This is a genomic window from Paenibacillus sp. LBL (genome assembly GCF_029893715.1).
GTDB lineage: Bacteria > Bacillota > Bacilli > Paenibacillales > Paenibacillaceae > Paenibacillus_AQ > Paenibacillus_AQ glucanolyticus.
Window position 1 is genome coordinate 204,010 of the sequence record NZ_JARXYU010000007.1, and the last position, 25,180, is coordinate 229,189.

The window sequence follows — 25,180 nt, forward strand, 5'->3', positions numbered from 1 at the left end:
CACAAATTTTGGGATAACGAAATCCCTATCATGAATACACTTACAAGGTTATTTTTAGTACAAATCATTTTTCCCATTCAACCCTAAATTTCACAATGCCTCGAGAACGCATAAAATAGATTCTCACTCCCCACGCTAAGACTAATTAAAATACGTAATGCGGTGAGGAGGAAAATTTGTGAAGTCACGTACCATGTGGAGCATCATCGGTGCCGCGTCTATTCTTGGCGTGCTCCTGATCTCCCTGTTCACCCCGGGTTCGAAGCAGCCGGCTCCAACTGCCGAATCATCACAGCCTTTGCAGCCTCAGCAGGAGAATAAAGCCAAGAACTTTACCATGTTAAGCGACATCAAGGCTACGGATAAATTAAACCGGCTCGATGCAAGGGGTCACTTAAGCAAGATGCTGAAGAACGAGTCTTTACGAAATGCCGGACAGATTAAAGCCTATACGCTGAAAGAGCAAAAAACACACAAGCATTTTCAGCAAATTCGGTGGTACAACCTGAAGCAGAATAAAATGACCGATATACAAGGTCAGCTTCCCAAGATGAGTAAAAAGGATAAGGATCTGATTGCCCACCATTTTCAGATGGCACAGCAGAAGATCAAACATGGCGAAGCGTATGATTCACCAAAATTTACTGCTGCTGGGCAGCCTTATTTTGTTGTAGCGGAGCCATCCCAGGATGGAAAATATGGTGCAGCCGCTTTGGTTAACCAGGCTGTACTTCAAGAGGTCAGCAATCACCAGAAGCGCAATCTGCGCTTGATCCCGTACCCGAAAGAAGGAAAATTCCGGGTGGAATCCATTCATGCCGATACACTCTCTGACATTACCGTCAAGACCGGTCATGATAATGAGAAGGCCAGCCATTTTTACGAAAATGAAATCGTTGTGTCTTTTCAGGCTGAACCGACAAAGCAGCAGCTTCAGCACATCGGGAATGAGATTTCGTGCGATACCCCTAGGAAACTTGGCTATGCTTATATTTTTCGGTCCAAGAATATGGACTACCAACATCTTCGTGCCTACTTCCAGAAGAACTGGGACACCAAATATACCGAGCCACACTATATTTACTTAACCAATGACCGTCTGCCTCAATCGCGGATGTCCTCCGATGCCTTGCCGGATGGCGCAAATGCGCAGGTCAATATTCCAAATGATCTGCTGTTCTCCCAATATCAGTGGAATTTGCCTGTCATTGAGACAAATCGCGGCTGGGATTTATCCAAAGGGAGTGAGGATGTTGTCATCGCCGTGATAGACACCGGAGTCGATCTTACGCATACCGATTTGAATGGACAGCTGGTGGAAGGCTACAACATTGTGGATAATGACCAGCAGCCGCTGGACGATGTCGGACACGGAACGCATGTGGCAGGCATTATCGGCGCTCTGGTGAACAACGGTGAAGGGGTCGCCGGGGTTAGCTGGTACAATAAAATCATGCCGGTCAAAGCGCTTGACAGCTCGGGCTCCGGCACAACCTATGCTGTAGCAGAGGGCATTATTTGGGCGACAGATCACGGAGCGAAAGTCATAAATATGAGCCTTGGCAACTATGCAGACTCTCAATTCTTACACGATGCTGTAAAATACGCCTATGACCGTGATGTTGTCCTGGTTGCCGCCTCGGGCAATGACAACACAGAGCGCCCTGGTTATCCTGCTGCCTATCCTGAGGTGCTTGCTGTCGCAGCGACGGACTCGAATCAAAAGAGGGCGGAATACTCCAACTACGGCGACTACATTGATGTATCGGCCCCCGGAACCAATATCGCCAGTACGTTTCCAGGCAATCAGTACGCCGCACTTTCCGGAACCTCAATGGCCAGTCCTCATGCAGCTGCCATGGCAGGGCTCATCCGTTCTCTTAACCCGGACCTGACAAATCAAGAAGTTATGGATGCTATGATCAAACAAGCCGTAGATCTTGGCGATAAGGGAAAGGATAAGTATTACGGTCATGGTCAGATCGATATTTTCCAATCTCTGAAGGCCGTTGGCACCTCGGAAGTTCCTCTGCAGTTATGGCCAGGCCATGCGTTACGCAATCTGGAACACGAGCTGCGCAAACTAAACGGGTCTAACCGATAATAAATATAAAGAATAAAGCAGCTTCCGCCCATCAAGCGTTGGCTGCTTTATTTCTCTATGCGTTCAACAGTAGCTTCCGATATTATTTCTTGCGGCGGGAACGGCTAGTGCGTACAGCCGCTTTCTTCGACCGCTTGCTGGATACGGTAACGCCGCCGTAGCCTCCAGGGCCTGTTACTACCTCTTCCTCGCTGTACGTGTATACATGTTTCTCCACCGGCACACAGTGTACTTTATCCACCACTTTAATTGGATGAATAACAGGTACGATTTGCGGTATAAAGTGGTCTCTAACAACTACAATCGGTTCGCACATAATCGGCGACACAGGACATGGATTTTCGTTATGACAAGACATATTTTTGCAACTCCTTTCCGTTGATGCTTATAGCTTATTATTCAAGGGGCTATTTGGTATGGACGATTGTCCTTGAGAGGCAATTCATCCCCTTTAATTTTCGCGGAATCAAGAAAAAACGCGCATTCTCTTTACACTCCTCAACACGGAGCGGTAAGAAAATACGCGTTTGTACCTTTACGGATTAGATATAAATAAACCGTTGTTCAGTTGGGAAAGTTTTCCGTAAGCCGGGTTCTGTGCTCTTCGTGGTCATAGCGGGAACTACCCTGCCACCATAAGCGACAATCATCTATCTAGGCCGATCATTACTAATCGACTCAAGCGACCAACCCGGACGCGCCTCGGGCTAAGGCTGTCTCCTCGAAGGAAACTGCGTCCCATTAGGTCTTGCTCCAGGTGGGGTTTACCAGGAACGAAGTCACCAGCGTTCCTCGGGGTCTCTTACACCTCGGTTCCATCCTTGCCTGTGCCGCAATGAAGCGGTCATCGGCGGTCCATTTCTGTGGCACTATCCTTCAACTCGCGCTGACTGGACGTTATCCAGCACCCTGCCCTATGGAGCCCGGACTTTCCTCTCGCGGCTTGCACCGCCAGCGATTGTCTGTCAAACTTTCCGGACAACATTATATATTATATCTTGATTTGCAGCCATACACAACCCTGCAAACTTTTACAGCAGCTTCGCAAGCGAGTATTAACTTCCAAGCACTAACCTGTACATAACAACATTTACCTACATAAACCGAAACGGCTCCGTATTAATACGGGAAGCCACAACCCGAGTGTCATACTTATGCTCCTGCAGCTTCTGCTCCATCCATTCGGCAACCTTAACCTTCATTATTTTCTCGGCATTATGTCCAGGATCAATAATGGTAAGTCCCGCAGCCAGTGCATCCTGCGCCGTATGATAATCCACATCGCCTGTAACCAGCACATCCGCGCCGCGGAACAGAGCTTTCATCATATAACGCCCTCCGGAACCTCCGATGACCGCCGCCTTCCGTATGGTGCGGTCGAGTTCCCCTACGACACGAACGTGAGGGACATCCAGCTTCTCCTTCACTACTTCCACCAGTTCAGCCAGCGTCTGGGGCTCCTTCAGCTTGCCAACCCGGCCAAGGCCGAGGGATCTTCCCTTCAGATCCATGGAATACAAGTCATAGGCCACCTCTTCGTAAGGATGCGCTTTAAGCATCGCCGCAACGACCTTGTTCCGGATCGTATGAGGAACAATCGTCTCAATTCGAACCTCGTTAGCCCGCTCCATCTGACCTTCCTTGCCCTGAAACGGACTGCTGCCTTCTCTTGGCACATAAGTACCAAAACCCTCGATATTGAAGCTGCAGTGGCTGTAATTTCCGATCCAGCCTGCACCTGCACCCAGAACGGCATCCAATACCTCCTGATGATGGCTCTTCGGTACAAATACCACCAGCTTCGACAACTGCTCGTTATGCATGTCATGGATGGGTGACGTGTTCTCTATGCCCAATGCTTCAGCCATCCAATCATTCATGCCGCCTTCGGTCACGTCGAGATTTGTATGACTCACATACACGGCAATATCATGCTTAATCAGCTTTTCGTATACTTTGCCCATCGGCGTGTCCGTCTGCAGCTGTTTCAATGGACGATATATTATAGCATGGTGCGCGATAATGAGATCGGCACCAAGTTCGATAGCCTCATCCACGACTTCATCATTGACATCCAGTGCTACGAGCACCGTCCGAATATCCTTCTGCAATGTTCCGAGCTGCAGCCCGATCCGATCATCGGGTTCGGCTACATGCTTCGGGGCTAATTGCTCCATGTATTGAATTACCGTTTGTCCTTTGGCAAGCATGCCAGCACCTCCTGAATAAATTCAATATCCGATCGAATCTCGTTAGCCTTGCCGACTGCCGAGTCCTGATCCGAACGCGAAAGCGATTGAAGTATGTAGTTCATCTTCTCTATCTCGGCTTTCCACTTATCGTGAAATACGGGATTCGGAGTCTTCGTCAGCCAAGGTCCCATACGCAGCAGCCAGTCCAAATTCAACTCAACGCCAATAGCGATCGTTCTTTCCGAATACACCTGCTCATTCGTCAGATTCGTCAATTCTGCAGGCTCCGCAACCAGTACCTCATAGATTTTGCCGTCTTCCTCCAGAATGAACTCCTCAATCAGCACCCAAGCGTGGGAGTACAGCCATTTACGCAAAATGTCCTCTCCGACATTCGGCTGCAGGATCAGCCTGTTCACGCCGGCCAGCTTGTCCTCGCCGCGGTCCAAAATAGCGGCAATCAAGCTGCCGCCCATGCCCGCGATTGTAATGACATCAGCCTCACCTGCTGAGAGTACATCCAAGCCGTCTCCTCTCCGTACACTGATCACCTCGGTCATTCCTGATTCCATAACCTGCTTTACGGCAGCGTCGTAAGGTCCCGGATTCACTTCACCCGCGATCGCTTTGATCGCGGCTCCGCTTTCCACAGCAGCCACAGGAAGCAATGCATGATCGGAACCGATATCTGCAAGCCTGCTGCCGCGTGGGATCTGCTCCAATATTTGCGATAATCTCTTTGATAATTTCACAATGACACACCTTACCATTCCATATTTTCATCCGAATCACAATCTATTCATTACCCTAACAGACACGATGCCAAACTGCAAACCGGCAAAATGAGCGAAATAATTCGGTGCCGTGTCATTTGCAATGGGTTTGGAAAAGAGCTAAAATAAAGAACAATAAAACAAATACAGGAATAAATACCAAAACCAAGAAATCGTTGCGCCGCGCTGCTGAACTTCGAAAAAAAGGACCTGCTGCTGTTACTGCAGAAGGTCCGTGGATTAAGCTATTCGAGAAAATCCTTCAAGCGCTTGCTGCGGCTTGGGTGACGAAGTTTACGAAGCGCCTTGGCCTCGATCTGCCGGATTCGCTCGCGTGTAACACCGAACACTTTACCAACCTCTTCAAGCGTTCTGGTGCGGCCGTCATCAAGACCAAAGCGAAGACGGAGTACATTCTCCTCGCGCTCGGTCAGTGTATCAAGCACATCCTCGAGTTGTTCCTTAAGCAGCTCATATGCCGCTGCGTCGGCAGGCGCAAGTGCTTCCTGGTCCTCGATGAAATCGCCCAGATGGGAATCATCCTCTTCCCCGATTGGCGTCTCAAGCGAAACCGGCTCCTGGGCAATCTTCATGATTTCCCGGACTTTCTCAACACTGAGTTCCATCTCTGCAGCAATTTCCTCCGGCGAAGGCTCACGTCCAAGCTCTTGCAGAAGTTGTCTGGATACACGAATCAGTTTGTTGATGGTTTCCACCATATGAACAGGAATGCGAATGGTACGAGCCTGGTCTGCAATCGCACGCGTAATGGCTTGACGAATCCACCAGGTGGCATACGTACTGAATTTAAACCCTTTTTTATAGTCGAACTTCTCCACGGCTTTAATCAAGCCCATGTTGCCCTCCTGGATCAAATCCAGGAACAGCATGCCACGCCCGACGTAACGCTTGGCGATACTTACAACGAGACGAAGGTTGGCCTCGGCAAGACGGCGCTTCGCTTCCTCGTCCCCTTGCTCAATCCGGTTCGCAAGTTCAATCTCATCATCAGCAGACAACAGCGGAACCCGACCAATCTCCTTAAGGTACATACGAACAGGATCGTTAATCTTGATCCCCGGTGGCAATGAGAGATCATCGTCAAACCCAAAATCCTCATTCTCGCGGGATTCGGAGTCTTCCGATTGCCGATGAGTTCCCTCATCGTCATTCTCATTTACCACATCGATTCCAAGGTCGGCAAGCTGTTCATAAAACTCTTCCATTTGCTCCGTGTCCTGGTCGAAAGGCGATAATTTCTCCATAATATCTTTATAGCTCAATACGGATCTCTTTTTACCCTGTTCAATCAACTGATCCTTGACTTGATCCAGCGTAAATTCCGTTTCTAGTTCAGTATGCTGATCATTCGCCATCTTTCGACTCCCTCCTCCCTAGAAACAGCAATGTGCGGTCTTCATTGTCTTTCTAGGGCGATAATCTCACTTGCAATTTGTGCGGCTCTCATAAAATCACCTGAGCGCTCCGCTTTTATCATTTCTTCTTTTTTCTGGTCGATCTCTCTCTGCTGCGGGAATTTCAGTACCTCGCGTATGCAATCATCCAGCACTTGGACATTCCACTCGGCTGGTGCTTCCATCATCATGATGGAGCTGACGGTCATTTCCAAACGGTCATCCTGGAGCGATGACATGAAACGGCTGATATCCGGAGATTTGCCTTGTGCGTAAAAAGCATATAGATAAGCAGCGATTGCCGCATGATCTTCGATATTAAACGCTTCTCCCAGGCGATCGCCTACGTATCGCGCTGCCTCTGCATCCTGCAGCATCAGCGACAGCAGCCGCCGCTCTGCAGCATGGTAAGCAGGCAGAAGTGTCGGGGCGGACTGGCGCCCTTTTTTATGCCTACCATTATTCCACCTTTTTTCCTTATTATCCCCATTCTCCATCTTTTTTTGCATAGACTGCCGAAGCAGATTGCAATCCTGCTTCAGACTCTCGTAGGAAAGATGCAGCTCAGAGGACAATTCCCTCAAGTAAACTTCCCGTTCGGTTGAGGAATTCAGTACTGCGATAATAGGCAATGCTTCTTTGGCATACGCAATCTTACCATCTTCTTCTAGCAGTATATGGTTTTTCTTCAGATATATAAGTTTAAATTTTGTTGTTGAAACGGCCGTTTCTACCACATGCCTGAAACGCTCGGCTCCGAACTTCCGGATATAATCATCCGGGTCCATTCCTTCGTTGACCAATGCGATTCGCACTCTGAGACCAACGCCTTCCAGCATTGGAATGACTTTCAACGCAGCGGCCATACCAGCCTTGTCGCCATCGTAGATAACAACAACTTCATCAGCCATCGATTTCATGATAGCTACTTGGTTTTCCGTTAGAGAGGTCCCCATCGTTGCCACGCCGCTCTGCAGTCCTGCTTCCCATGACGATATTACATCACCGTAACCTTCAAATAACAGAATTTGACGCGATTTGCGTATGGATGTTTTCGCCTGGTGCAGGTTGTACAATATGCGGCTCTTATTAAATAGAAGTGTCTCCGGAGAATTTAGATACTTCGGTTGACCGTCCCCCAGTATTCTGCCAGCGAATGCAATCACTTTGCCGTTGCGGTCATGTATCGGAAACATGATTCGTCCGCGAAAACGGTCGAGATAGCCCTGTTGTTCATGTCTTGCGGATAATAACCCGCCCTTCTCCATCTCTTTCAAGTCAAAGGATCGCTTGCTTAGGAACTGGACCAGTGTGTCCCAACGATCTGGAGCATAACCGATCTGAAACTGGTCAATCACTTTGTCGTTCATTCCACGGGAACGTAAATACTTCATGGCTTCTGTACCGTGCTCCGTATTCTTTAACAGGAAATGGTACAGCTTGGCACTGAGCTCATTAGCTTCAATCAAACGTTCTTTTTCCGGATTACGAGGAATTACGGGAACCCCTTGACCTTCCGGTAACGAGATATCATTCTCTTCTGCCATTGTCTTGACGGCTTCGGGAAAAGAAAATCCTTCGATTTCCATTCTGAATTTAATGGCGTTTCCGCCCTTACCGCAGCCATAGCAGTAAAAGATTTGGCGTTCCGGTGTAACCGTAAAGGAAGGAGTCTTCTCTGAATGAAACGGGCACAAGCCCTTCAGGTATTTCCCCTGTTTGGTAAGATGCACGTATTTGCTGACCGTGTCCACGATATCGCTCTTGGCCAGAACTTCCTCAATGACATCATCCGGAATATTGCCTTGTCCGGTACTCATCCAAACCACCTTCATCTCTTTTGGCACGTAAATAGTATTCGCTACGGGTGGACATTCTCCTGCAATTCATGCAAAAGTTTTGTCAGTTTATGTTGAAAAAACCTCCGGTCTTCCTCAAGCAGCTTCTTGGGCCCTTTGCCATACCTGCCTTGCTTTCTTGCCTTAGCCTGATGATGACGGGTATCCAGCATGAAATCGATATCCGTATTATCGAAAATACGCCCGCGAAAGGAAATCACATGGCATGATTTGGCAAGCGCCAGTGCAGCCAGTCCATAATCCTGCGTCACCACGATATCCCCCCTGGATATGTGGTTGGCAATGTAGAGGTCGGCACTTTGATCGCTCCGATCCACCTGGATCGTCGTAACACCCTCTTCAGCTTGTAACAGATGATCGTAGGAAGAAACAAGCAGTACAGGCACATGGAACGTACGAGCAGTCTCTGCGATTTCCTTCTTGACTGGACACGCATCACCGTCAACCACGATCGTAATGCAGATGCTATCGTTCATTCACATTCACCGGCTCTATCTTTAATCTTGGAATAATCCTTATGCTGTATATTATTATATACGTCTTTGGCAGATTAAAATCCTGCTTCTGATAATAAACAATGATCCCTACTTGCTTGATCCCTGCCGATGGACTCTTATGCACAGCGAAAGCGGCATCCCGCGCTTAACCACGGGCTGTCGCTTTCACTGAACAATACATTATACCATTTGCAAAATCATACTGTCACTATCTACCACACCAATTTTGTAAAATCAGCATACTGCTTCAAATCGCCATCAATTCCGGACAGAAGCGCAAGACGATTGGCACGTACAGCTTCGTCCTCAGCCATAACCATAACGGAATCAAAGAATCCGGTAATCGGTTCTTTTAGTCCACTCAGCAAGGACAATGAACGTTCCCCGTCGGCAGCTTCGAGCGCTGCTTTGTAATCTTCGCGGACAACGTTCCAGGCTTCATACAGGGTAGCTTCTTCCGTTTCGGTGAACAGTTCCGGATTGACTGCAGCCTTGCCGGCCTTGGCAGCCAAATTGCTGACCCGGTTGAAGGATTCTACCGTTGTTTTGAAATCCTGCACGCCCTCCACTGCATTCATCAGCGCATGGCCTCTTGAAACAACGGATACCACATGATCAAATCCGGCTGTAATGACTGCATCCACCACATCGTAACGCTGATCCTCGGACAGAAGTTTCTTCACGCGAAGCCCGAAAAACTCCTGAAGGTCCTTGGCAATTTCGTCTGTCGAGCGCTTCAGCGCACGAATATTCTCATGAATCTCCAGCGCAATGCCGAACACATCCGATAACGTAATCGGAAGTTTGTGCTCCAGAATGATCTGTACAATTCCTGCTGCCTGCCGGCGCAGCGCGTATGGATCCTGGGAGCCCGTCGGAATAATGCCGATGGAGAAGCAGCCCACAATCGTATCGATTTTGTCAGCGATACTGACGATGGACCCTACCTGAGTAGATGGTACCGAATCGCCGGCAAAACGAGGCTGGTAATGCTCAAATACCGCTTTTGCCACCTCTTCTTTCTCACCGGCTTTTCGCGCGTAATCTTCACCCATCACGCCCTGCAGCTCAGGGAACTCATACACCATCTGGGTGACCAGGTCGAATTTACAAATATCGGCTGCACGACTCACGGAATCGGCTGCATCCGCGGAAATGCTGAGTTTCGTTGACAGTTGATCGGAAATTCGGCGGATTCTGCGAACTTTATCGCCAATGGTGCCCAGCTCTTCATGGAATACAATGCTTTCAAGCTTTGATAAGGCGTCTTTGATCTGAAGTTTCTGATCTTCCTCATAGAAGAATTTCGCATCCGACAGACGGGCACGCAGTACCTTCTCGTTACCTCTTGCAATGACATCCAGCGAACGGCTGTCTCCGCTGCGTACGGTTACGAAGAATGGCAGCAATTGTCCCTGCTTATCCAGAACCGGGAAATAACGCTGGTGCTCACGCATTGAAGTAATTAACACGTCCTGCGGAATATGCAGGAACGAGGAGTCGAAAGTTCCATACAGCACGGTCGGGGTTTCAACCAGGAACAACACCTCTTCCAGCAGATCGTCCTTAATGGCGATATTCCAGTCTTTTTCCTGGGCCAGCGCCTGAATTTGCGACACAATCATCTCCTGGCGTTCATTCACGTCAACAATGACATGCTGTTCGCGGAGCACTTCGCGGTAAGCGGACGCTTCCGGAATAACTGCTTCGCTGCCAAGGAAACGATGTCCGCGAGTCACATTGCCAGATTTCACGCCCGTTATTTCCAGATCAACCGTTTCGCTGCCCAGCATAGCCACCATCCACTTAATCGGACGGACAAATTTAAATTCGTGCGCTCCCCAGCGCATATTCTTCGGGAACGTCATCGAGGTCAAAATGCCATGAAGACCTTCGGACAAAATAGACTTCGTATCAACGCCGACACTATTCTTCGTAACGTAGATATACTCCACTCCGCCAAGCTCCTTAAAGGTGAAGCTCTCAGGGGCAACGCCCTGGCTTCTTGCAAAACCGAGAGCCGCCTTACTCCATTGACCGCTCTCATCCAGCGCGATTTTGCGGGAAGGCCCTTTGACTTCCTCGCTAACGTCCTCCTGCTTATCTGCAACATTCTGCACCCATACCGCCAAGCGACGCGGTGTAGCATACGCCGTTACATCTCCATGCCCGATCCTGGAAGCATCCAGCCATTTGACCATTCTGTCCTGAAGCTGTTCCATCGCAGCGCGCAGAAATCGTGCCGGGACTTCTTCCAGTCCGATTTCAAACAATAAATCCTTAGACATGGTCTGCGCCCCCTTTCTTAATCAGCGGGAAGCCCAGCTTCTCGCGCTCCTCCAAATACGTAGCTGCCACCATACGAGCCAGGTTGCGCACGCGCATGATGTATCCCGTTCTCTCCGTTACACTGATCGCGCCTCTGGCATCGAGCAGGTTAAAGGTATGGGAGCACTTGAGCACATAGTCGTAAGCCGGGAACACCAGATTCTGATTCATGGCTTTGTTGGCTTCTTCTTCATACATGTTAAACAACGTGAACAGCATTTTGACATCCGATACTTCGAACGTGTATTTCGAATGCTCAAACTCCGGTTGATGGAATACGTCCCCGTATGTGATGCCGTTTACCCATTCCAGATCGAACACGTTCTCTTTGTCCTGGATGTAGGATGCAAGGCGCTCCATACCGTAAGTAATCTCAACAGCTACCGGATTTGCGTCAATGCCGCCAACCTGCTGAAAGTACGTAAACTGGGTAATTTCCATACCATCAAGCCATACTTCCCAGCCAAGACCCCATGCGCCCAGAGTTGGTGCTTCCCAGTTATCTTCAACAAAACGGATGTCGTGATCAAGGGGATTGATTCCAAGACGCTTCAAACTCTCCAGATACAGCTCCTGGATATTATCCGGCGAAGGTTTGAGAATGACCTGAAATTGGTGATGCTGGTATAGACGGTTCGGGTTCTCTCCGTAGCGGCCGTCAGCAGGGCGGCGGGAAGGCTCTACATACGCCACATTCCACGGCTCGGGTCCGATCGAACGCAAATAGGTCATCGGGTTCATCGTACCGGCACCTTTCTCCGTGTCGTACGGCTGCACGATGATACAATTCTGCTCTGCCCAAAACTGCTGCAGCGTCAAAATCATCTGCTGGAAATTCATGATTTTTAGCTCCTTTGCTTTCTTTTTCAAATACATTCCATTACGATAACAATTCTCTGTACAACAAAAAGCTCTCGCCCTACGCCTGTTGTACAGACATAGGGACGAGAGCTGTAGCTTCCCGCGGTTCCACCCTACTTGGCACTGCTCATTCGCTGTCATGCTTCAAACCAGCCAATAAGCAAAACCCACTTTATCGGTTCATCATGCTCCCGGGTGCCTCTTCATGAATCTCTCCCACCAGGCTCTCACCATCCCCGGCTCGCTATACAACGGATCGATAATTCACTACTTTCCCGTTCAATGCATGTCAGTATTCAAAAAACTAATAAACTGATAAATATCATACCTTATTCTATACCTTACGTCAAATGTTGTACTTGTCCATCTGGTCCAAAAAGTTTTGCGATTTCAGACGCAGTCCGAGCTGCATATCCATTAAGGCTCGCATGACCGTTTTTAGCTCGGCCTTGGTCTCATCCTTCACATCCACATTGCCAAGCCGTCGCAGGTCCAACCTTCCGAACAGACGCAGCAGCTTCAGGGTTCTCGGTGTAACGGACATCGCCGGCGGATCCAAATGCTTGCAGTATCGACACAGCACTCCGCCAAGGCGAGGGCTCACCAGCATATCTTCATCTTTTCTAGTCTGATTGCATGATATGCACACATCCAGCTCCGGCCCATAGCCTGCGGCCTGAAGGATTTTCATCTCATAGAGATTTATGATAATTTGGGGATCCTTATCCTCTTGAAGAGCTTCCATACAAGCCTTCAGCTGATGAAACCAAAAAGCGCCTGTCTCCTCATCCTGCAGCACCCGATCCAAGAGCTCGCAGGCATAAGAAGCATAGGCAGCTTTGACAAGATCTTCGCGGAGCCTATGATGAGACTCCATAATTTCACCAGCATTCAAATTGCCGAGCCCTGTACCATTACGGAAGAAAACATACTCTCCATAGGTAAACAACTGTGTCAGAGCAGCATGCCGGCTTTTCACCTTTTTTGCTCCTCTGACCAGCACACCTACCTTGCCCGATTCTTTGGTGCAAAGTGTAATGATTTTGTTCCCTTCGCCGTAGTCCATGCTGCGGATGACAATCCCTTCCGCCCGATATAGCATGCGTTTTCCCCCAACCATTCCTGGAGCAACCAATGATTACTCGTCTTCTTCATGCGGGGCCGCCTCTTCTTCAACGGATGCTGCTGCAAGAACCAATTCACTTTCGGCTTCCTTATACAGCAAATATGCATCGACATCTCCTGTCATCGCAAAATACTTCCACGAAAAATCTCGCATTCGTATTCATCCTCTCTTCGGAAATGACGTTTCGCATCTACGGAAATTAGGATGTGCGTCTGGAGCCGTTTTATGAAATGCAATTGTTGGCAGGCGGCACTGCGTATGATTTCCCGTTAGATTTGGACACCGGATGGATTACTCCCCACGGTGAAATCCGAGATCACGAAGGACACGATCTTGATTGCGCCAATCTTTTTTAACTTTAACCCAGAGTTCCAAGAAAATCTTGGATCCGAGCAGTCTTTGAATATCCTGACGGGCTTGTCTGCCTACTTCCTTGAGCAAAGCGCCCTGCTTTCCGATGATAATGCCCTTCTGCGAATCACGCTCCACAAAGATAACGGCTGAAATGTACACTGTTCCGTTCTCCTCCACCCGCATATCTTCAATGGTAACAGCGATGGAGTGTGGCACCTCTTCCCGGGTCATATGCAAAATCTTTTCGCGGATCAGCTCTGCGCACACAAACTGCTCCGGATGGTCCGTTACCTGATCCTCCGGATAATACTGCGGGCCTGGCGGCAGGTATTTCTGAATCTGATCAAGCAGCGTATTCACATTGCTGCCGAGTTTCGCAGAAATCGGAACGATCTCGGCAAAATCATGGAGCTTGCGATACTGCTCAATAAGGGGCAGCAGGGCAGTCGGCTCGATTTTATCGATTTTGTTCATCACCAGGATAATCGGAGTCTTGAGCTTTTGCAGCTGCTCCGCAATGTAACGATCCCCTCCGCCGATTCCTTCAGAAGCATCAACAAGAAACAGAGCTGCTTCAACCTCGCCTAATGTGCCCAATGCAGTCTGATTCATATAATCCCCAAGCTTGGATTGGCGCTTGTGAATACCCGGCGTATCCAGAAAGACTACCTGTGAATCATTGGTTGTGTACACTCCATGAATTTTGTTTCTCGTCGTTTGCGGCTTGTCCGACATAATCGCAATCTTCTGACCAATCACTTGATTCATCAGGGTCGATTTGCCTACGTTCGGTCTTCCGATAATAGCCACGAATCCGGATTTAAATTGTTTTTTCTGCATAACATTCCTCCGCTACTGTTCCTGTATCAACTTGTTGTATTCTTTTTAATTAATTCCACTAATTCACTCAAGCTTGCTCTTTGTTCAGATCCCAGGGGCCAAATGCTCCCGGCAGCAGCTCACTGACGGTGGTCTCCTGTATATCGCCTTTCAGATTCCCCATAATCACTTTCATATCCGGCTTGCACAACTCCACCAATACTTGGCGGCATACACCGCAAGGTGAGCAGGGGCCTTCTGTATCAGCAACAATGGCAATTGCCTGGAAGCTCCCTGCTTCATGACCATCCGCAATCGCCCGGAATAATGCCGTACGCTCTGCACAATTGGTGGGACCATAGGCAGCGTTCTCCACGTTGCAGCCATGGTGTACCTCTCCATGCGCATCCAGAAGAGCTGCGCCCACACCAAACTTCGAGTAGGGTATGTAAGCCCGCGTGCGTGCCTTGATTGCTTCCTGCATTAATAATCCTGCATCCATGTATAGTTCCTCCTATAGATCAACTTGTTGATATCAATTTGTCATTGATTGTATCCATTCCCAAACCGGTTGATAGAACACCAGTAAACCGACCATGACGGCAAACGCCGCTGCAACTAACGCTGCACCGGCTGCGGTATCCTTAGCCAATCGGGCTAAAACATGTTTTTGTGGCGAGATTAAATCGACTACGGCCTCGATTGCGGTATTTATCAGTTCTGCAATGAATACAATGGCGATGGCCAATATCAGAAATAACCAGCTCATCCGGTCCAAGTGCAGCAAAGCTGCTGCGATGAGTACGATCAAGGCAGCAGCCATGTGTATTTTCATATTGCGTTCCGTTTTCACAGCCGTGACGATGCCCCGTAAGGCACAACCAAATGCCTTATATAACGATTGTCTGTGCGGTTTCACTATCTTGTCAATCCTACTTCGGCAAGCACAGCCTCCTGTTTGCCCATCATTACGGCTTCGCTCGCTTCATCCTGATGATCATACCCGAGCAAATGCAGAAATCCGTGAACGAACAGAAAACCCAGCTCCCGTTCAAGAGAGTGACCGTATTCTTCGCTTTGCAGCTTTGCACGCTGGACCGAGATGATAATGTCACCCAGAACATCCGGGACACTCTCCAGTTCCTCACCTTCGTCAAGCTCATAAATGATTTCGAGCTCGTCGTTTGTAATCTCATTCATGGCAAAGGACAGCACATCGGTTGGGCGGTCAATTCCCCGATATTCCCGGTTCAATTCATGAATCTGTCCATCATCAACAAAGGTCAGATCCACCTCTCCATCCGTTACTCCCTCGGCCTCTCCTGCCTTCTGAAGGATCGCTTCAAGTACAGAGATAAACTCCTCGCCAATGTGAAATTCCTCTTGTTCATTATTCCATGCCAGCTGCAGGCTCATTCTTAAACGCTCCTTCTCTTGTTCCTAACTGGTTGCCGTTGTCTCTGAAGCAGTTGAGGTCTCATCCGTTGATGGTGCCGGCGGTTTAGGCCGCTTCACATCTTCCGGATATTCGATCCGGGAATGGAAAATTCCCATCACCGTTTCCTTCAATGTCTTGGCGATAATATCCAGTTCCTTCATCGTTAAATCACAATCATTAAACTGATGGTCGTCCAAGCGGCCCTTGATAATCTTCTCTATCATCGATTCAACCTGCTCCACCGTCGGTTTGCGCAGCGAGCGAACGGCTGCCTCCACGCTGTCGGCAATACCGACGATGGCAGACTCCTTGGACTGAGCCTTCGGACCATGATACCTGAAATCATCTTCCGTGAAATCCGGTTCAATGCCCTGCTCTTCAGCCTGACGGACCGCTTTATGATAAAAATAATGTAAAAATGTCGTGCCATGATGCTGCTCTGCGATATCTCTTATCGGCTTGGGCAGCTTGTACTCCTTCAACATTTCCACGCCATCCCTTGCATGAGCAACGATAATGGATTTGCTCAGCTTCGGCTCAATGGAATCATGCGGGTTCTCCATATTGTTCTGGTTCTCGATAAAATAGATCGGCCGCTTGGTCTTCCCGATATCATGATAGTAGGAACCGACACGGCAGAGGAGACCATTGGCGCCAATCGCTTCCGCTGCAGCTTCCGACAAATTGCCGACCATTACGCTGTGATGGTAAGTGCCTGGTGTCTCTGTCAGCAATTTGCGCAGCAGCGGATGATTCGGATTCGACAATTCTACGAGCTTTAATGCCGACAGGATGCCGAAGGTGACTTCGAAGAACGGCATAAGCCCGATGACGAGGATAGCTGTCAACAGCCCGCCCGCAATAGCAAAGCCTATTGAATACAGCGTTTCTGTCGTGGTCCAGGTATCGTTATTGATTAACAACATGATAAACACGATCAGCGCTCCGAAGAGAGAAGCCATAATACCGCCCTTCAGCATCGTTGACCGCTGGCTCGCACGGTGGATAGAGAAGATCGCTACACATGAAGTTACGGCTGCGAATAAACCGAACTGGAAGTCAAACAGTTCCCCTCGCACATTCAATATCACACTTGCCATGATACTGAAGATAATGACACTGAAATAGGCAAGCGAGGTTTCCAGCAGCAAGGTTACCAGAATCGCGCCGATCGCAACGGGCGCAAGATATCCTACATAGATCTGGGAATCACTTTGCAGGAAAGCGGTCAAATGCATGGTGATCAAGGTGATCACGTACACGAGAAGCAGCATTAACAGCTGCGAATTGTTGTATTTGAATTTGCCGGGATCCGATTGTCGGATGAACATCAGTATGCCAAGCGATAGCAGAGCGGACAGCAGCAAAACACCCAGCTCCGGCCAGTAATTCACTTCATCCTTAAGCAATCCATTCTTGCCAAGCAGCTCATAAAGTTCCGGTGTGATGAGCTGACCCTTGGCCACGAGGATATCCCCTTGTTTAATGAATACAGGCGGGGTATTCTCGCGTTTCTCAACCCTTGCTTCCTTCGTTGCTACCTCGTCAAGAAATTTGTTAGGCGTGATCGCAAGACGCGACAGCTCCTGAACAACTTCTCTTGAAGTCCGGTCATCCAACCGACTTGTACTTACCATCTCCGCAACCCTTGCGCGTGCTGTCTGCGCATCAAAGATTTCGTTCAGCATCAGCCGGGATACGATTTCCCGGGCAACGGATTTCATCTCGATAATGTCTTCAGAATTCAACCTTGGCAGCTTAATAAAAGTCTCCTCAGGGATGCGGTAGGTTTGTTCCTCGATCACACGCTGCATCTCGTCGAGCAGCTCTTTGGAATAAGCTTCATTTGTGCTGTTGGCCGAAACAAAATTTTGCACGAACTCTTTTGCCATTCTCGGAATTTCATTGCGATAAATCCCGACTTTTTCTGATGAGCTGATATCCACATCTTGATTCAGGCGCTCAATGCGATCAAGAATTTGGGTAACCAGCACGTCATTTCGCAAAGGAACAAGAGGGTATATGGGCTGGACGCTCTCTGCGGCAGCCTCTTGTGCCTTCAATGTAGCCTTGCTGTCCTCTATTTGTACAGGCGACACGATGTTCTTCTCACTCTTCGTATTGACCTGAATGTCATACCGCTCCGGCAAAAGCTTCGATGCTAGACTGATATAAAAGAGCAACGCAAGCAGCAAAAACAGAATATAGCGTGTTGCCACGCTATATTTCCATCCGCTGTTTTTACCCCATATGGACTTGTCCGTCGATGGTTCTTTGGAGGCCATTGCGACAATCCCCTTTAATCTTGGTTTTCTGCTGCTTCATCATAAGCGACGATGATTTTTTGAACTAAAGAGTGCCGTACAACATCCTGTTCAGCAAAGTAAACAAATCCGACTTCCTCAATATCGCTCAAAATCCTTTTAGCTTCGATAAGTCCTGATTTCTTGCCACGCGGCAGGTCAATCTGGGTCACGTCCCCTGTAATGACCATCTTCGAGCCAAATCCGAGCCGTGTCAGAAACATCTTCATCTGCTCCGGTGTTGTGTTCTGCGCTTCATCCAAAATAATAAATGAATCGTCCAGCGTCCGTCCGCGCATGTATGCAAGCGGCGCAATTTCAATCAATCCCCGCTCAAGTGCCTTGGCGGTTTGATCCGGACCCATCACATCATATAACGCATCGTACAGGGGTCTGAGATAAGGATCCACCTTCTCCTGCAGATCTCCTGGCAGAAAGCCCAGGCTCTCTCCTGCCTCGACTGCAGGCCTTGTCAGAATAATCCGTTTCACGGAGCCTTCCTTAATCGCTGCAACGGCCAGCACGACCGCCAGATAGGTTTTCCCGGTTCCCGCAGGGCCGATGCCAAATACGACATCCCGTTTCTTAATCGTGGTCACATAGTGCTTCTGACCGATAGTTTTTACTCGAATAGGCTTACCCTTGAAAGTTGTCGTGATCTCGCCCTTGTATAGATCAAGCAGTTGGTCCGCCCTCAATTCCTTGGCGAGTTCTACAGCATACAGAATATCGCGTTCAGTCAGCATGTAACCGTTCCGGACAAGCTGAAGCAGCACTTCAAACAGCTGCTGGAGACTCTCCACATTTCGGTGTTCTCCCCGAATCGTGATGACCGCTTCCCGTGAATCGATGGTTGCGGGAATTTCTTTTTCAATTAATTTAAGAAACGTATCTTGTGGTCCGAACAAAGACAGACCTTCTGACGCGCTTTGCAGTAAAATTTGAATGCTGGTCGTTTGCTGTGACAAATAGCCTCATTCTCCTTGATTGTATACTATGGGAAGTTCTTTCGCGATGGTCTCTTCCACCTCAAAAAGCACTTTCATATAAACTTTACCATTCTCTTTCTTATCATGCAAAATTTTTTGGCTTACGAACCTTGATTTCGCTCCGTATTTCGCTAAAATATCCCGCTGTGCCCCCTCGATGCCCTCTTTTTTCGCTTCTTCCTCCGTGATGGTATGCTGAACCTCCGTGACCTCCATAATTTTTTCTGTCATCCAGCCCAGTGGAAGCACGCGCGTTCTCCATGTGAGGGGATCATAATAGGTCAACGTTTCCTGTTGCGAAAATGGAATTTCGCCATAACCCCACAGCTGGACGGCCCGATCTCCAAATACGATATAAGATCGTTTTTTCCCTTCGCCCGTATAGACCTTATGCGTCTTAACCAAGGGGACCTCAATGTTGTACTCATGCCATACAAGCCCCCTCACTTCTCCATTGGCCACCACTCTCTCCGAGTTCTCCTCATCCCCGAGGACACCGGAAATCAGGACGTCCCCCTTCTTCACCCGGGAGTTGATCCCTACTTTGGGGACCCCCTTCTCAGCATATATGTGGGTAATGACAGCATCCTGTGTACTGATAAGATGCCTTGGGCTCTGAAGAGGCGGCTTCTCCGGCACGGCAGCTTCTACAATCTGTATACGTATGCGTGTCCCGTTACGTTCCACTCCCACCCATGAGGTTCCCGGAAGGCGGGCCGTCATATTCCCGGACAGCTTGTCCAACGATTCCAGCTTAAAAATCCATTGAAAAGGATAAATCCCTTCCTGCTTGGCTGCATCCAGCACATCTTCCGAAGCAATGGTCTCATTCCCCTCTACCTCAACACTCCATATCATCGAGGAAAGGGTCAGCAATATGGTAAAAAACAAAACAATGCCAAACACAAACGCTTTGCGTTTCAACAGACGCCGAGCCTTAAAGGGGTAACCGCAGCGCTCCTTGATGCGCGTGCGGCAGCCTGTCCGTTTTAACAGCGGACGGAGCCCTCTAAAATCCTTCAGCAGCAGTTTAAGCTCCGCTGAATGCGCCCCTGTCGGTGTAACGTCCCAAACGGGAATCCCCGCCTCCGCCAACGAATTGATGAATGCTTCCACATGCTCACCGCGAACAGCAAGCGTCAAATATCCTCGAAGGTTAATCATTGTCGGAATCTTCACGGTTTCTCCCCCGTTCCTATGTATTGGATATTATGAATGGTTCCAATGATGGTCACTTCATTACTCTGGATTGCTTGAATCGCAAGACCGGCCCCTGAAATCTCCAAAGAACCCTGCGTCAAAGACAACACAAGTCGTTCCTCTGAAAAATGCCGGACTCCGCGATGGTTCTCGATATGCAGCTCTTTATTGCCAATCAGGGTCAACCGCGGCAAATCAAATAACAGGTCCTGTGGCAAATCAAGCATTTCTTGGGTCCATTTCTGCAGCTTGCGGCTGATGCGGGACATATGGAGACTTTCCCCCTTCCTGTACTGTACACCTTATGCCCCAAGTAGCTGTTTTATGAGATCAAAAGTAAAAAGACCGCCCCGTCAACAAAATCTTGACGAGGCGGTCTCCCACTTCTATTAATCTACTTATCGACGAGGATTCATCGGGCGTTTGGCACGCGGGGTTCCTAATATTTCTGACCATACAATACCATTTCGTGCCTGTTCTGCAAAATTCGATCGACTGCCGTCAGACCGTTCACGATCTTCGTCTCGAATTTCGACAACGGTTTCCGGTAGTGCGGTGGTCATCCTGTTCAACTCGGAATGTATCCGGTCCAGATCCGATTGCATCATGCGCATCCTATGATCCATGCTATCGGATTGACGATTCATCTCCTGGTCACGTCTCATTCGATCAATCTCTTGATGTTCAAGAGAGTATCCGTTCCCGGTCCCCGGTTCTTCTTCATCGATCCTGTCAAAACGGGAGGTTTCATGAGCAGGTGCTGGACGGGAGACTTCCGGAGATGTCTGTACCCGCCTTGTTTCAGGCCGCTGCTGCGGATCCTGCTGCCTCTGCTGTCCCGGTCTTGCAGGACGTTCTCCCTCGCCACCGAATGTTGGCATACGGGTGGTTTTCCCCTCCTCAGGGTTCTTGCCGCGCCTTCCGAGGGCGGAGATGATGAAGAAGCCTATAACAGCTACAATGTAAAAATTTTCAATTAACCAGCTCACTATAGGCTCACCTCATCATTACTTGTTTTTGTTGTCTCCCGGATTATCATTGTTCTCGCCCATCTTGCCGAAGGATCCCCTCATTTGCGTGTCGGCTTCGATGTTTTTCAGGTTCATGTAATCCATAACGCCGAGTTGACCGCTGCGAAGGGCTTCAGCCATGGCCAGCGGAACTTGGGATTCCGATTCCACAACGCGCGCTCTCATCTCTACGACGCGAGCCTTCATCTCTTGTTCCTGCGCAACTGCCATCGCGCGTCGTTCTTCCGCCTTCGCTTGGGCAATACGCTTGTCGGCTTCCGCCTGTTCGGTCTGCAAATAAGCACCGATGTTCTTGCCTACATCCACATCCGCGATATCGATGGACAGGATTTCAAATGCGGTACCGGCATCCAAGCCCTTGGACAGTACCGTTCTGGAGATCAGATCCGGATTTTCCAAAACATCTTTATGAGAGTTACTCGAACCGACGGTTGTAACGATACCTTCACCTACACGAGCGATGATCGTTTCTTCCCCGGCGCCCCCGACCAAACGGTCAATGTTGGCACGCACGGTTACACGGGCTTTAACTTTGACTTCAATCCCGTCTTTTGCAACAGCGGCAACGATTGGCGTCTCAATGACACGCGGGTTAACACTCATCTGAACAGCCTGCAGAACATCGCGTCCCGCAAGATCAATTGCGGCTGCACGTTCAAATTCAAGTGGAATATTGGCACGTTGAGCTGCAATCAGGGCATTTACAACCCTGTCTACATTACCGCCTGCCAAATAGTGACTTTCCAGCTGATTGATATTTAAACCAAGACCTGCTTTTGTTGCTTTAATCAGCGGATTCACAATTCGGCTTGGCGTTACACGCCGCAGGCGCATAGCCACCAATGTTATAATCCCTACGCGAACGCCGGAAGCAATCGCCGAGATCCAGAGCATTAACGGGAAGAAACTGAAAAACACACTAAGTACGATGATCGCGACAACCACGATCAACAGAATCGTTATCAAAGAACCATCCAATGCCATACTTACTTCACCCTCCATTTGAAAAATATTTTCATCATATCCTGGAACCGATTAAAACACTTGCCCTTTTCATACTACACAATTACGTGACGAGGTTCACCCTTTTTCTTCCTCTACCACAATTCTTGTACCGTCTGTCTTGATCACTCGGACCGGGCGACCGGAATCAATGAATCCTCCCAGCGTGACCACATCCAGACGTCTTCCCTCGAGTTCCATCGTTCCAGCTGGACGGAGCGGCGTAATTGAAGTTCCAATGAGACCGATTAATACATCCCGGTCTTCATTCGGAACATATCCCTGCTCCCTCGATAAGCTGTCACTAAGTATGAACTTCCGCCATATCCCGCGTTCCTTGAATACGAGAGCGACAACGATTACAGCTACAAGAGCCGAGGCGGCGGCAATACCAAGGGACAATGCGACATGCGATGTGCTGTAGGCCGCCAGCACGACACCGGCGATCAAACTGGCTGATCCAATAATGCCCAGTATGCCGAAACTTGGCACAAACAGTTCCAAGGCCAGCATCACAATGCCGATAATAAACAGCAGCCAGGTCTCCCATCCGGCAAAACCGGCTACCTGATTACCGAAGAAATACAGTACAAATGAGGCCACGCCGAGAATTCCAGGTACGCCGAAGCCCGGTACAATGACTTCGATGATAACACCTGCGATACCAATGAATAACAGCAGTGTCATTACCCCAGGGTGTGTTAGGAAGGTAGCCAGCTTTTCCGAGAAAGTCGGCTCCATCCGGAATACATCCTGAGTGGAATAATCCATCCACGCGATAACCTCTTCGGTGCTGTTTGCAAGCGTATCCGCATAACCCGTCTTGAGTGCTTCATCTGGCGTCAATGAAATAATATCACCGGGTTGTTTTGTCAATCCGATCTCAGGCATATCAACCTTCAGATTAATGTCAGCCATGCCCATGGCGATATTCTTGTTTCGCCCGCTTGCTTCAGCAGCACCAGCCATCTTGCTCTTCCACCAGGAAACCAGCTTGGCATCTTCAATTCGGTTTCCTCTGGAATCGACCATATAGGCTGCACCTATCATGCTGCCATCCGACATAGCAATCTTATCTGCGTTCAGCGCGATATAGCTGCCAGCCGATGCAGCATCGCCTGTAATGTAGGCTACAATAGGAATATTGCTGTCCTTCATCAAGGTGGCGATTTTCCCAGCCTGATCGACCAGTCCGCCAGGCGTATCAATCTCCAGAACAATGAGCCCGGCCGACATTTGTTCGGCTTCCTTAAACCCGCGTTCCATGAAACTGGTTAAACCCCGCTCGATCTGCTGTTTAACCGGAATGACATAGACCGACCCGACGTTAGCCGCCACTGCAGGCTTTGTCGGACCAAAATACATCCCGATGGATATCAGTATCATAACCGCGGCTGCCGTCAAAGTCAGGAACCTTCGCATCCAGATCTGTCCCTTCATCTTTCTCCCTCCTTTTCGAATTATTAAGCCATCCATCCCCTAATTCAACAAAATGAGTTCAGCGACCTGCCTTAAGCATAAGCATATGTATTTACTTGCCCTCATATGGTAGTTATTACGAATCAGAAACGATTTCGTTTCAAAAAGTATGCCCATCGTTGGAAAAAACCATCGATTAAGTAAATAGCATTTCTAACAAAGTAAGCGGTTTAGCCACAGAGTAAGAAAAAACACCCCTTGAAAAACAAGGGGTGTTTCACTTATGTTGTTACAGAAATTGTTGAACTACTTGATTAACAAGCTTTCCGTCTGCACGCCCTTTAACTTTTGGCATGAGAGCGCTCATCACTTTACCCATCTCGGCTTTTGAAGAAGCACCGGTTTCCTGGATGGTCTGCTGTACAATGACTTTAATTTCTTCTTCAGTAAGCTGTTCCGGGAGGTAGGCGCTAAGGAGCTCAATTTCTGCTTTTGCATCGGCGGCAAGATCGTCGCGTCCCGCTTTTTCAAATTCTTGGAGGGCATCTTTGCGCTGTTTGATTTCACGACTAAAAATATCAAGCACTTCGTTGTCATCCAAACTTCGTTTCAAATCTATTTCAAGATTTTTTATCGTCGAACGAACCATTCGAATCGTTGAGAGTTTGAACTTGTCCTTACTCTTCATCGCTTGCTTCATATCTTCGTTCAATCGTTCGCTAAGATTCATGCTTTTTTCAGATCCTCCTAAAACTTTCTCTTACGAGCAGCCTCGGACTTTTTCTTGCGCTTTACGCTTGGCTTTTCATAATGCTTGCGTTTCTTCACTTCAGCCAATACGCCATCTTTAGCAATGGAACGCTTGAAGCGACGAAGTGCAGCATCAATTGTCTCGTTTTTGCGAACTTTAGTTTCAGACACCAGTTTTCCCTCCCTCCGACCAGACCGTCCAAGAGCATTAACACGGTTCATCAAACTTCATTATAGGGCAAACCGAAATAGGGTGTCAACCTTGGGCGCCTAATTTACAATAGTCTCAACAATTGGAACAACCCCACAGAGGTCAAACACTGCGAGGTTGATATCGTTCTCTTTACTCCAGATGCTATGTATGAGCGGGTGAAATGCCTGTCAATGCACCTAAACGACGGCCGCCCATCAGATGATAATGTACATGGAACACCGATTGTTCTCCATCAGGTCCGCAGTTGTTAATCAGCCGATAACCGCTCTCTGCAATGCCAAGCTTGGCCGCAGCTTCTTTTGCTGCTTGGTGCATCTCACCAATCAGCTGCGAATCCTCATCCTGAATATCGTTCATGGATGCGATATGCTTCTTGGGAATGATCAATACATGAACAGGTGCTTCCGGGTTAATATTTTGAAATACAAGCACCTTATCATTCTCGAGTACTTTCGTCGAAGGAAGCTCACCCTCTACAATTTTACAAAAAAGACAATCCATGCACG

25 protein-coding genes and 1 other RNA gene are annotated in these 25,180 nt (G+C 48.7%); 1 reads left to right on the forward strand and 25 read right to left on the reverse strand.

What is annotated here, in order from left to right; all coding sequences use genetic code 11:
- The first annotated feature begins 178 nt into the window (after positions 1–178).
- On the forward strand, positions 179–2,104 hold the full coding sequence (locus tag M2277_RS17420; protein WP_280755250.1) for a S8 family peptidase: 1,926 nt from the start codon (positions 179–181) through the stop codon (positions 2,102–2,104).
- An 82-nt stretch (positions 2,105–2,186) separates the two neighbouring features.
- Here the strand turns inward: M2277_RS17420 and M2277_RS17425 are convergent, their stop codons facing one another.
- The 25 genes from M2277_RS17425 to M2277_RS17545 form a co-directional block, all read right to left on the reverse strand.
- Positions 2,187–2,462 carry a hypothetical protein gene (locus M2277_RS17425; RefSeq protein WP_036644428.1) on the reverse strand — a complete coding sequence of 92 codons (276 nt, stop codon included), beginning with the start codon at positions 2,460–2,462 and terminating at the stop codon, positions 2,187–2,189.
- A 211-nt stretch (positions 2,463–2,673) separates the two neighbouring features.
- Positions 2,674–3,078: RNase P RNA component class A (rnpB, locus tag M2277_RS17430), an RNA gene on the reverse strand.
- 120 nt (positions 3,079–3,198) lie between these two features.
- Positions 3,199–4,314 carry a Nif3-like dinuclear metal center hexameric protein gene (locus tag M2277_RS17435; protein ID WP_006209038.1) on the reverse strand — a complete coding sequence of 372 codons (1,116 nt, stop codon included), beginning with the start codon at positions 4,312–4,314 and terminating at the stop codon, positions 3,199–3,201.
- Positions 4,290–5,048, reverse strand: coding sequence for a tRNA (adenine(22)-N(1))-methyltransferase (locus M2277_RS17440; RefSeq protein ID WP_063478950.1), 759 nt, complete (start codon positions 5,046–5,048; stop codon positions 4,290–4,292). Before M2277_RS17440 ends, M2277_RS17435 begins: the two co-directional genes overlap by 25 nt.
- 266 nt (positions 5,049–5,314) lie before the next feature.
- Positions 5,315–6,445 carry an RNA polymerase sigma factor RpoD gene (gene rpoD / locus M2277_RS17445; protein ID WP_006209036.1) on the reverse strand — a complete coding sequence of 377 codons (1,131 nt, stop codon included), beginning with the start codon at positions 6,443–6,445 and terminating at the stop codon, positions 5,315–5,317.
- A 41-nt stretch (positions 6,446–6,486) separates the two neighbouring features.
- Entirely contained in the window at positions 6,487–8,304 is a 1,818-nt protein-coding gene (gene dnaG / locus M2277_RS17450; RefSeq protein ID WP_280755251.1) for a DNA primase, read from the reverse strand.
- Between the two features lie 41 nt (positions 8,305–8,345).
- Positions 8,346–8,819, reverse strand: a complete 474-nt coding sequence (locus tag M2277_RS17455; RefSeq protein ID WP_006209034.1) for a YaiI/YqxD family protein — start codon at positions 8,817–8,819, stop codon at positions 8,346–8,348.
- A gap of 233 nt (positions 8,820–9,052) precedes the next feature.
- On the reverse strand, positions 9,053–11,128 hold the full coding sequence (glyS, locus tag M2277_RS17460) for a glycine--tRNA ligase subunit beta (RefSeq protein ID WP_280755252.1): 2,076 nt from the start codon (positions 11,126–11,128) through the stop codon (positions 9,053–9,055).
- Positions 11,121–12,008, reverse strand: a complete 888-nt coding sequence (glyQ, locus tag M2277_RS17465; protein ID WP_076152245.1) for a glycine--tRNA ligase subunit alpha — start codon at positions 12,006–12,008, stop codon at positions 11,121–11,123. The genes glyS and glyQ overlap by 8 nt, the downstream gene beginning before the upstream one ends.
- Before the next feature lie 367 nt (positions 12,009–12,375).
- Entirely contained in the window at positions 12,376–13,131 is a 756-nt protein-coding gene (gene recO / locus M2277_RS17470) for a DNA repair protein RecO (RefSeq protein WP_063478948.1), read from the reverse strand.
- A 36-nt stretch (positions 13,132–13,167) separates the two neighbouring features.
- A complete protein-coding gene (locus tag M2277_RS17475; RefSeq protein WP_280755253.1) occupies positions 13,168–13,308 on the reverse strand; it encodes a YqzL family protein in 141 nt (46 codons plus the stop codon).
- A 138-nt stretch (positions 13,309–13,446) separates the two neighbouring features.
- A complete protein-coding gene (era, locus tag M2277_RS17480; protein WP_036644442.1) occupies positions 13,447–14,349 on the reverse strand; it encodes a GTPase Era in 903 nt (300 codons plus the stop codon).
- A 67-nt stretch (positions 14,350–14,416) separates the two neighbouring features.
- Positions 14,417–14,830 carry a cytidine deaminase gene (cdd, locus tag M2277_RS17485; RefSeq protein ID WP_006209030.1) on the reverse strand — a complete coding sequence of 138 codons (414 nt, stop codon included), beginning with the start codon at positions 14,828–14,830 and terminating at the stop codon, positions 14,417–14,419.
- 33 nt (positions 14,831–14,863) lie between these two features.
- Positions 14,864–15,247: a diacylglycerol kinase family protein gene (locus M2277_RS17490; protein ID WP_036644444.1), complete on the reverse strand. Its 384-nt coding sequence runs from the start codon at positions 15,245–15,247 to the stop codon at positions 14,864–14,866.
- Complete coding sequence (gene ybeY / locus M2277_RS17495; protein WP_280755254.1) at positions 15,247–15,744, reverse strand: rRNA maturation RNase YbeY; 498 nt, start codon at positions 15,742–15,744, stop codon at positions 15,247–15,249. Before ybeY ends, M2277_RS17490 begins: the two co-directional genes overlap by 1 nt.
- Positions 15,745–15,768: 24 nt before the next feature.
- The gene (locus M2277_RS17500; protein ID WP_280755255.1) at positions 15,769–18,051 is read right to left on the reverse strand and encodes an HD family phosphohydrolase; all 2,283 of its coding nucleotides are present in this window, start codon (positions 18,049–18,051) and stop codon (positions 15,769–15,771) included.
- A gap of 14 nt (positions 18,052–18,065) precedes the next feature.
- Positions 18,066–19,037: a PhoH family protein gene (locus tag M2277_RS17505; protein ID WP_280755256.1), complete on the reverse strand. Its 972-nt coding sequence runs from the start codon at positions 19,035–19,037 to the stop codon at positions 18,066–18,068.
- Between the two features lie 6 nt (positions 19,038–19,043).
- Positions 19,044–20,237 carry a sporulation protein YqfD gene (gene yqfD / locus M2277_RS17510; RefSeq protein WP_076152248.1) on the reverse strand — a complete coding sequence of 398 codons (1,194 nt, stop codon included), beginning with the start codon at positions 20,235–20,237 and terminating at the stop codon, positions 19,044–19,046.
- Positions 20,234–20,527: a sporulation protein YqfC gene (gene yqfC, locus M2277_RS17515; protein WP_006209024.1), complete on the reverse strand. Its 294-nt coding sequence runs from the start codon at positions 20,525–20,527 to the stop codon at positions 20,234–20,236. The genes yqfD and yqfC overlap by 4 nt, the downstream gene beginning before the upstream one ends.
- Positions 20,528–20,656: 129 nt before the next feature.
- Positions 20,657–21,247: a hypothetical protein gene (locus M2277_RS17520; RefSeq protein WP_280755257.1), complete on the reverse strand. Its 591-nt coding sequence runs from the start codon at positions 21,245–21,247 to the stop codon at positions 20,657–20,659.
- Between the two features lie 18 nt (positions 21,248–21,265).
- Complete coding sequence (gene floA / locus M2277_RS17525; protein WP_006209022.1) at positions 21,266–22,273, reverse strand: flotillin-like protein FloA; 1,008 nt, start codon at positions 22,271–22,273, stop codon at positions 21,266–21,268.
- Between the two features lie 96 nt (positions 22,274–22,369).
- The gene (locus M2277_RS17530; protein WP_006209021.1) at positions 22,370–23,731 is read right to left on the reverse strand and encodes an NfeD family protein; all 1,362 of its coding nucleotides are present in this window, start codon (positions 23,729–23,731) and stop codon (positions 22,370–22,372) included.
- A 268-nt stretch (positions 23,732–23,999) separates the two neighbouring features.
- Positions 24,000–24,440 carry a GatB/YqeY domain-containing protein gene (locus M2277_RS17535; protein ID WP_006209020.1) on the reverse strand — a complete coding sequence of 147 codons (441 nt, stop codon included), beginning with the start codon at positions 24,438–24,440 and terminating at the stop codon, positions 24,000–24,002.
- A gap of 17 nt (positions 24,441–24,457) precedes the next feature.
- Entirely contained in the window at positions 24,458–24,631 is a 174-nt protein-coding gene (gene rpsU / locus M2277_RS17540) for a 30S ribosomal protein S21 (RefSeq protein ID WP_005547957.1), read from the reverse strand.
- Positions 24,632–24,815: 184 nt separating this feature from the next.
- Positions 24,816–25,175, reverse strand: coding sequence for a histidine triad nucleotide-binding protein (locus M2277_RS17545; protein WP_006209019.1), 360 nt, complete (start codon positions 25,173–25,175; stop codon positions 24,816–24,818).
- Between the last annotated feature and the right edge of the window lie 5 nt (positions 25,176–25,180).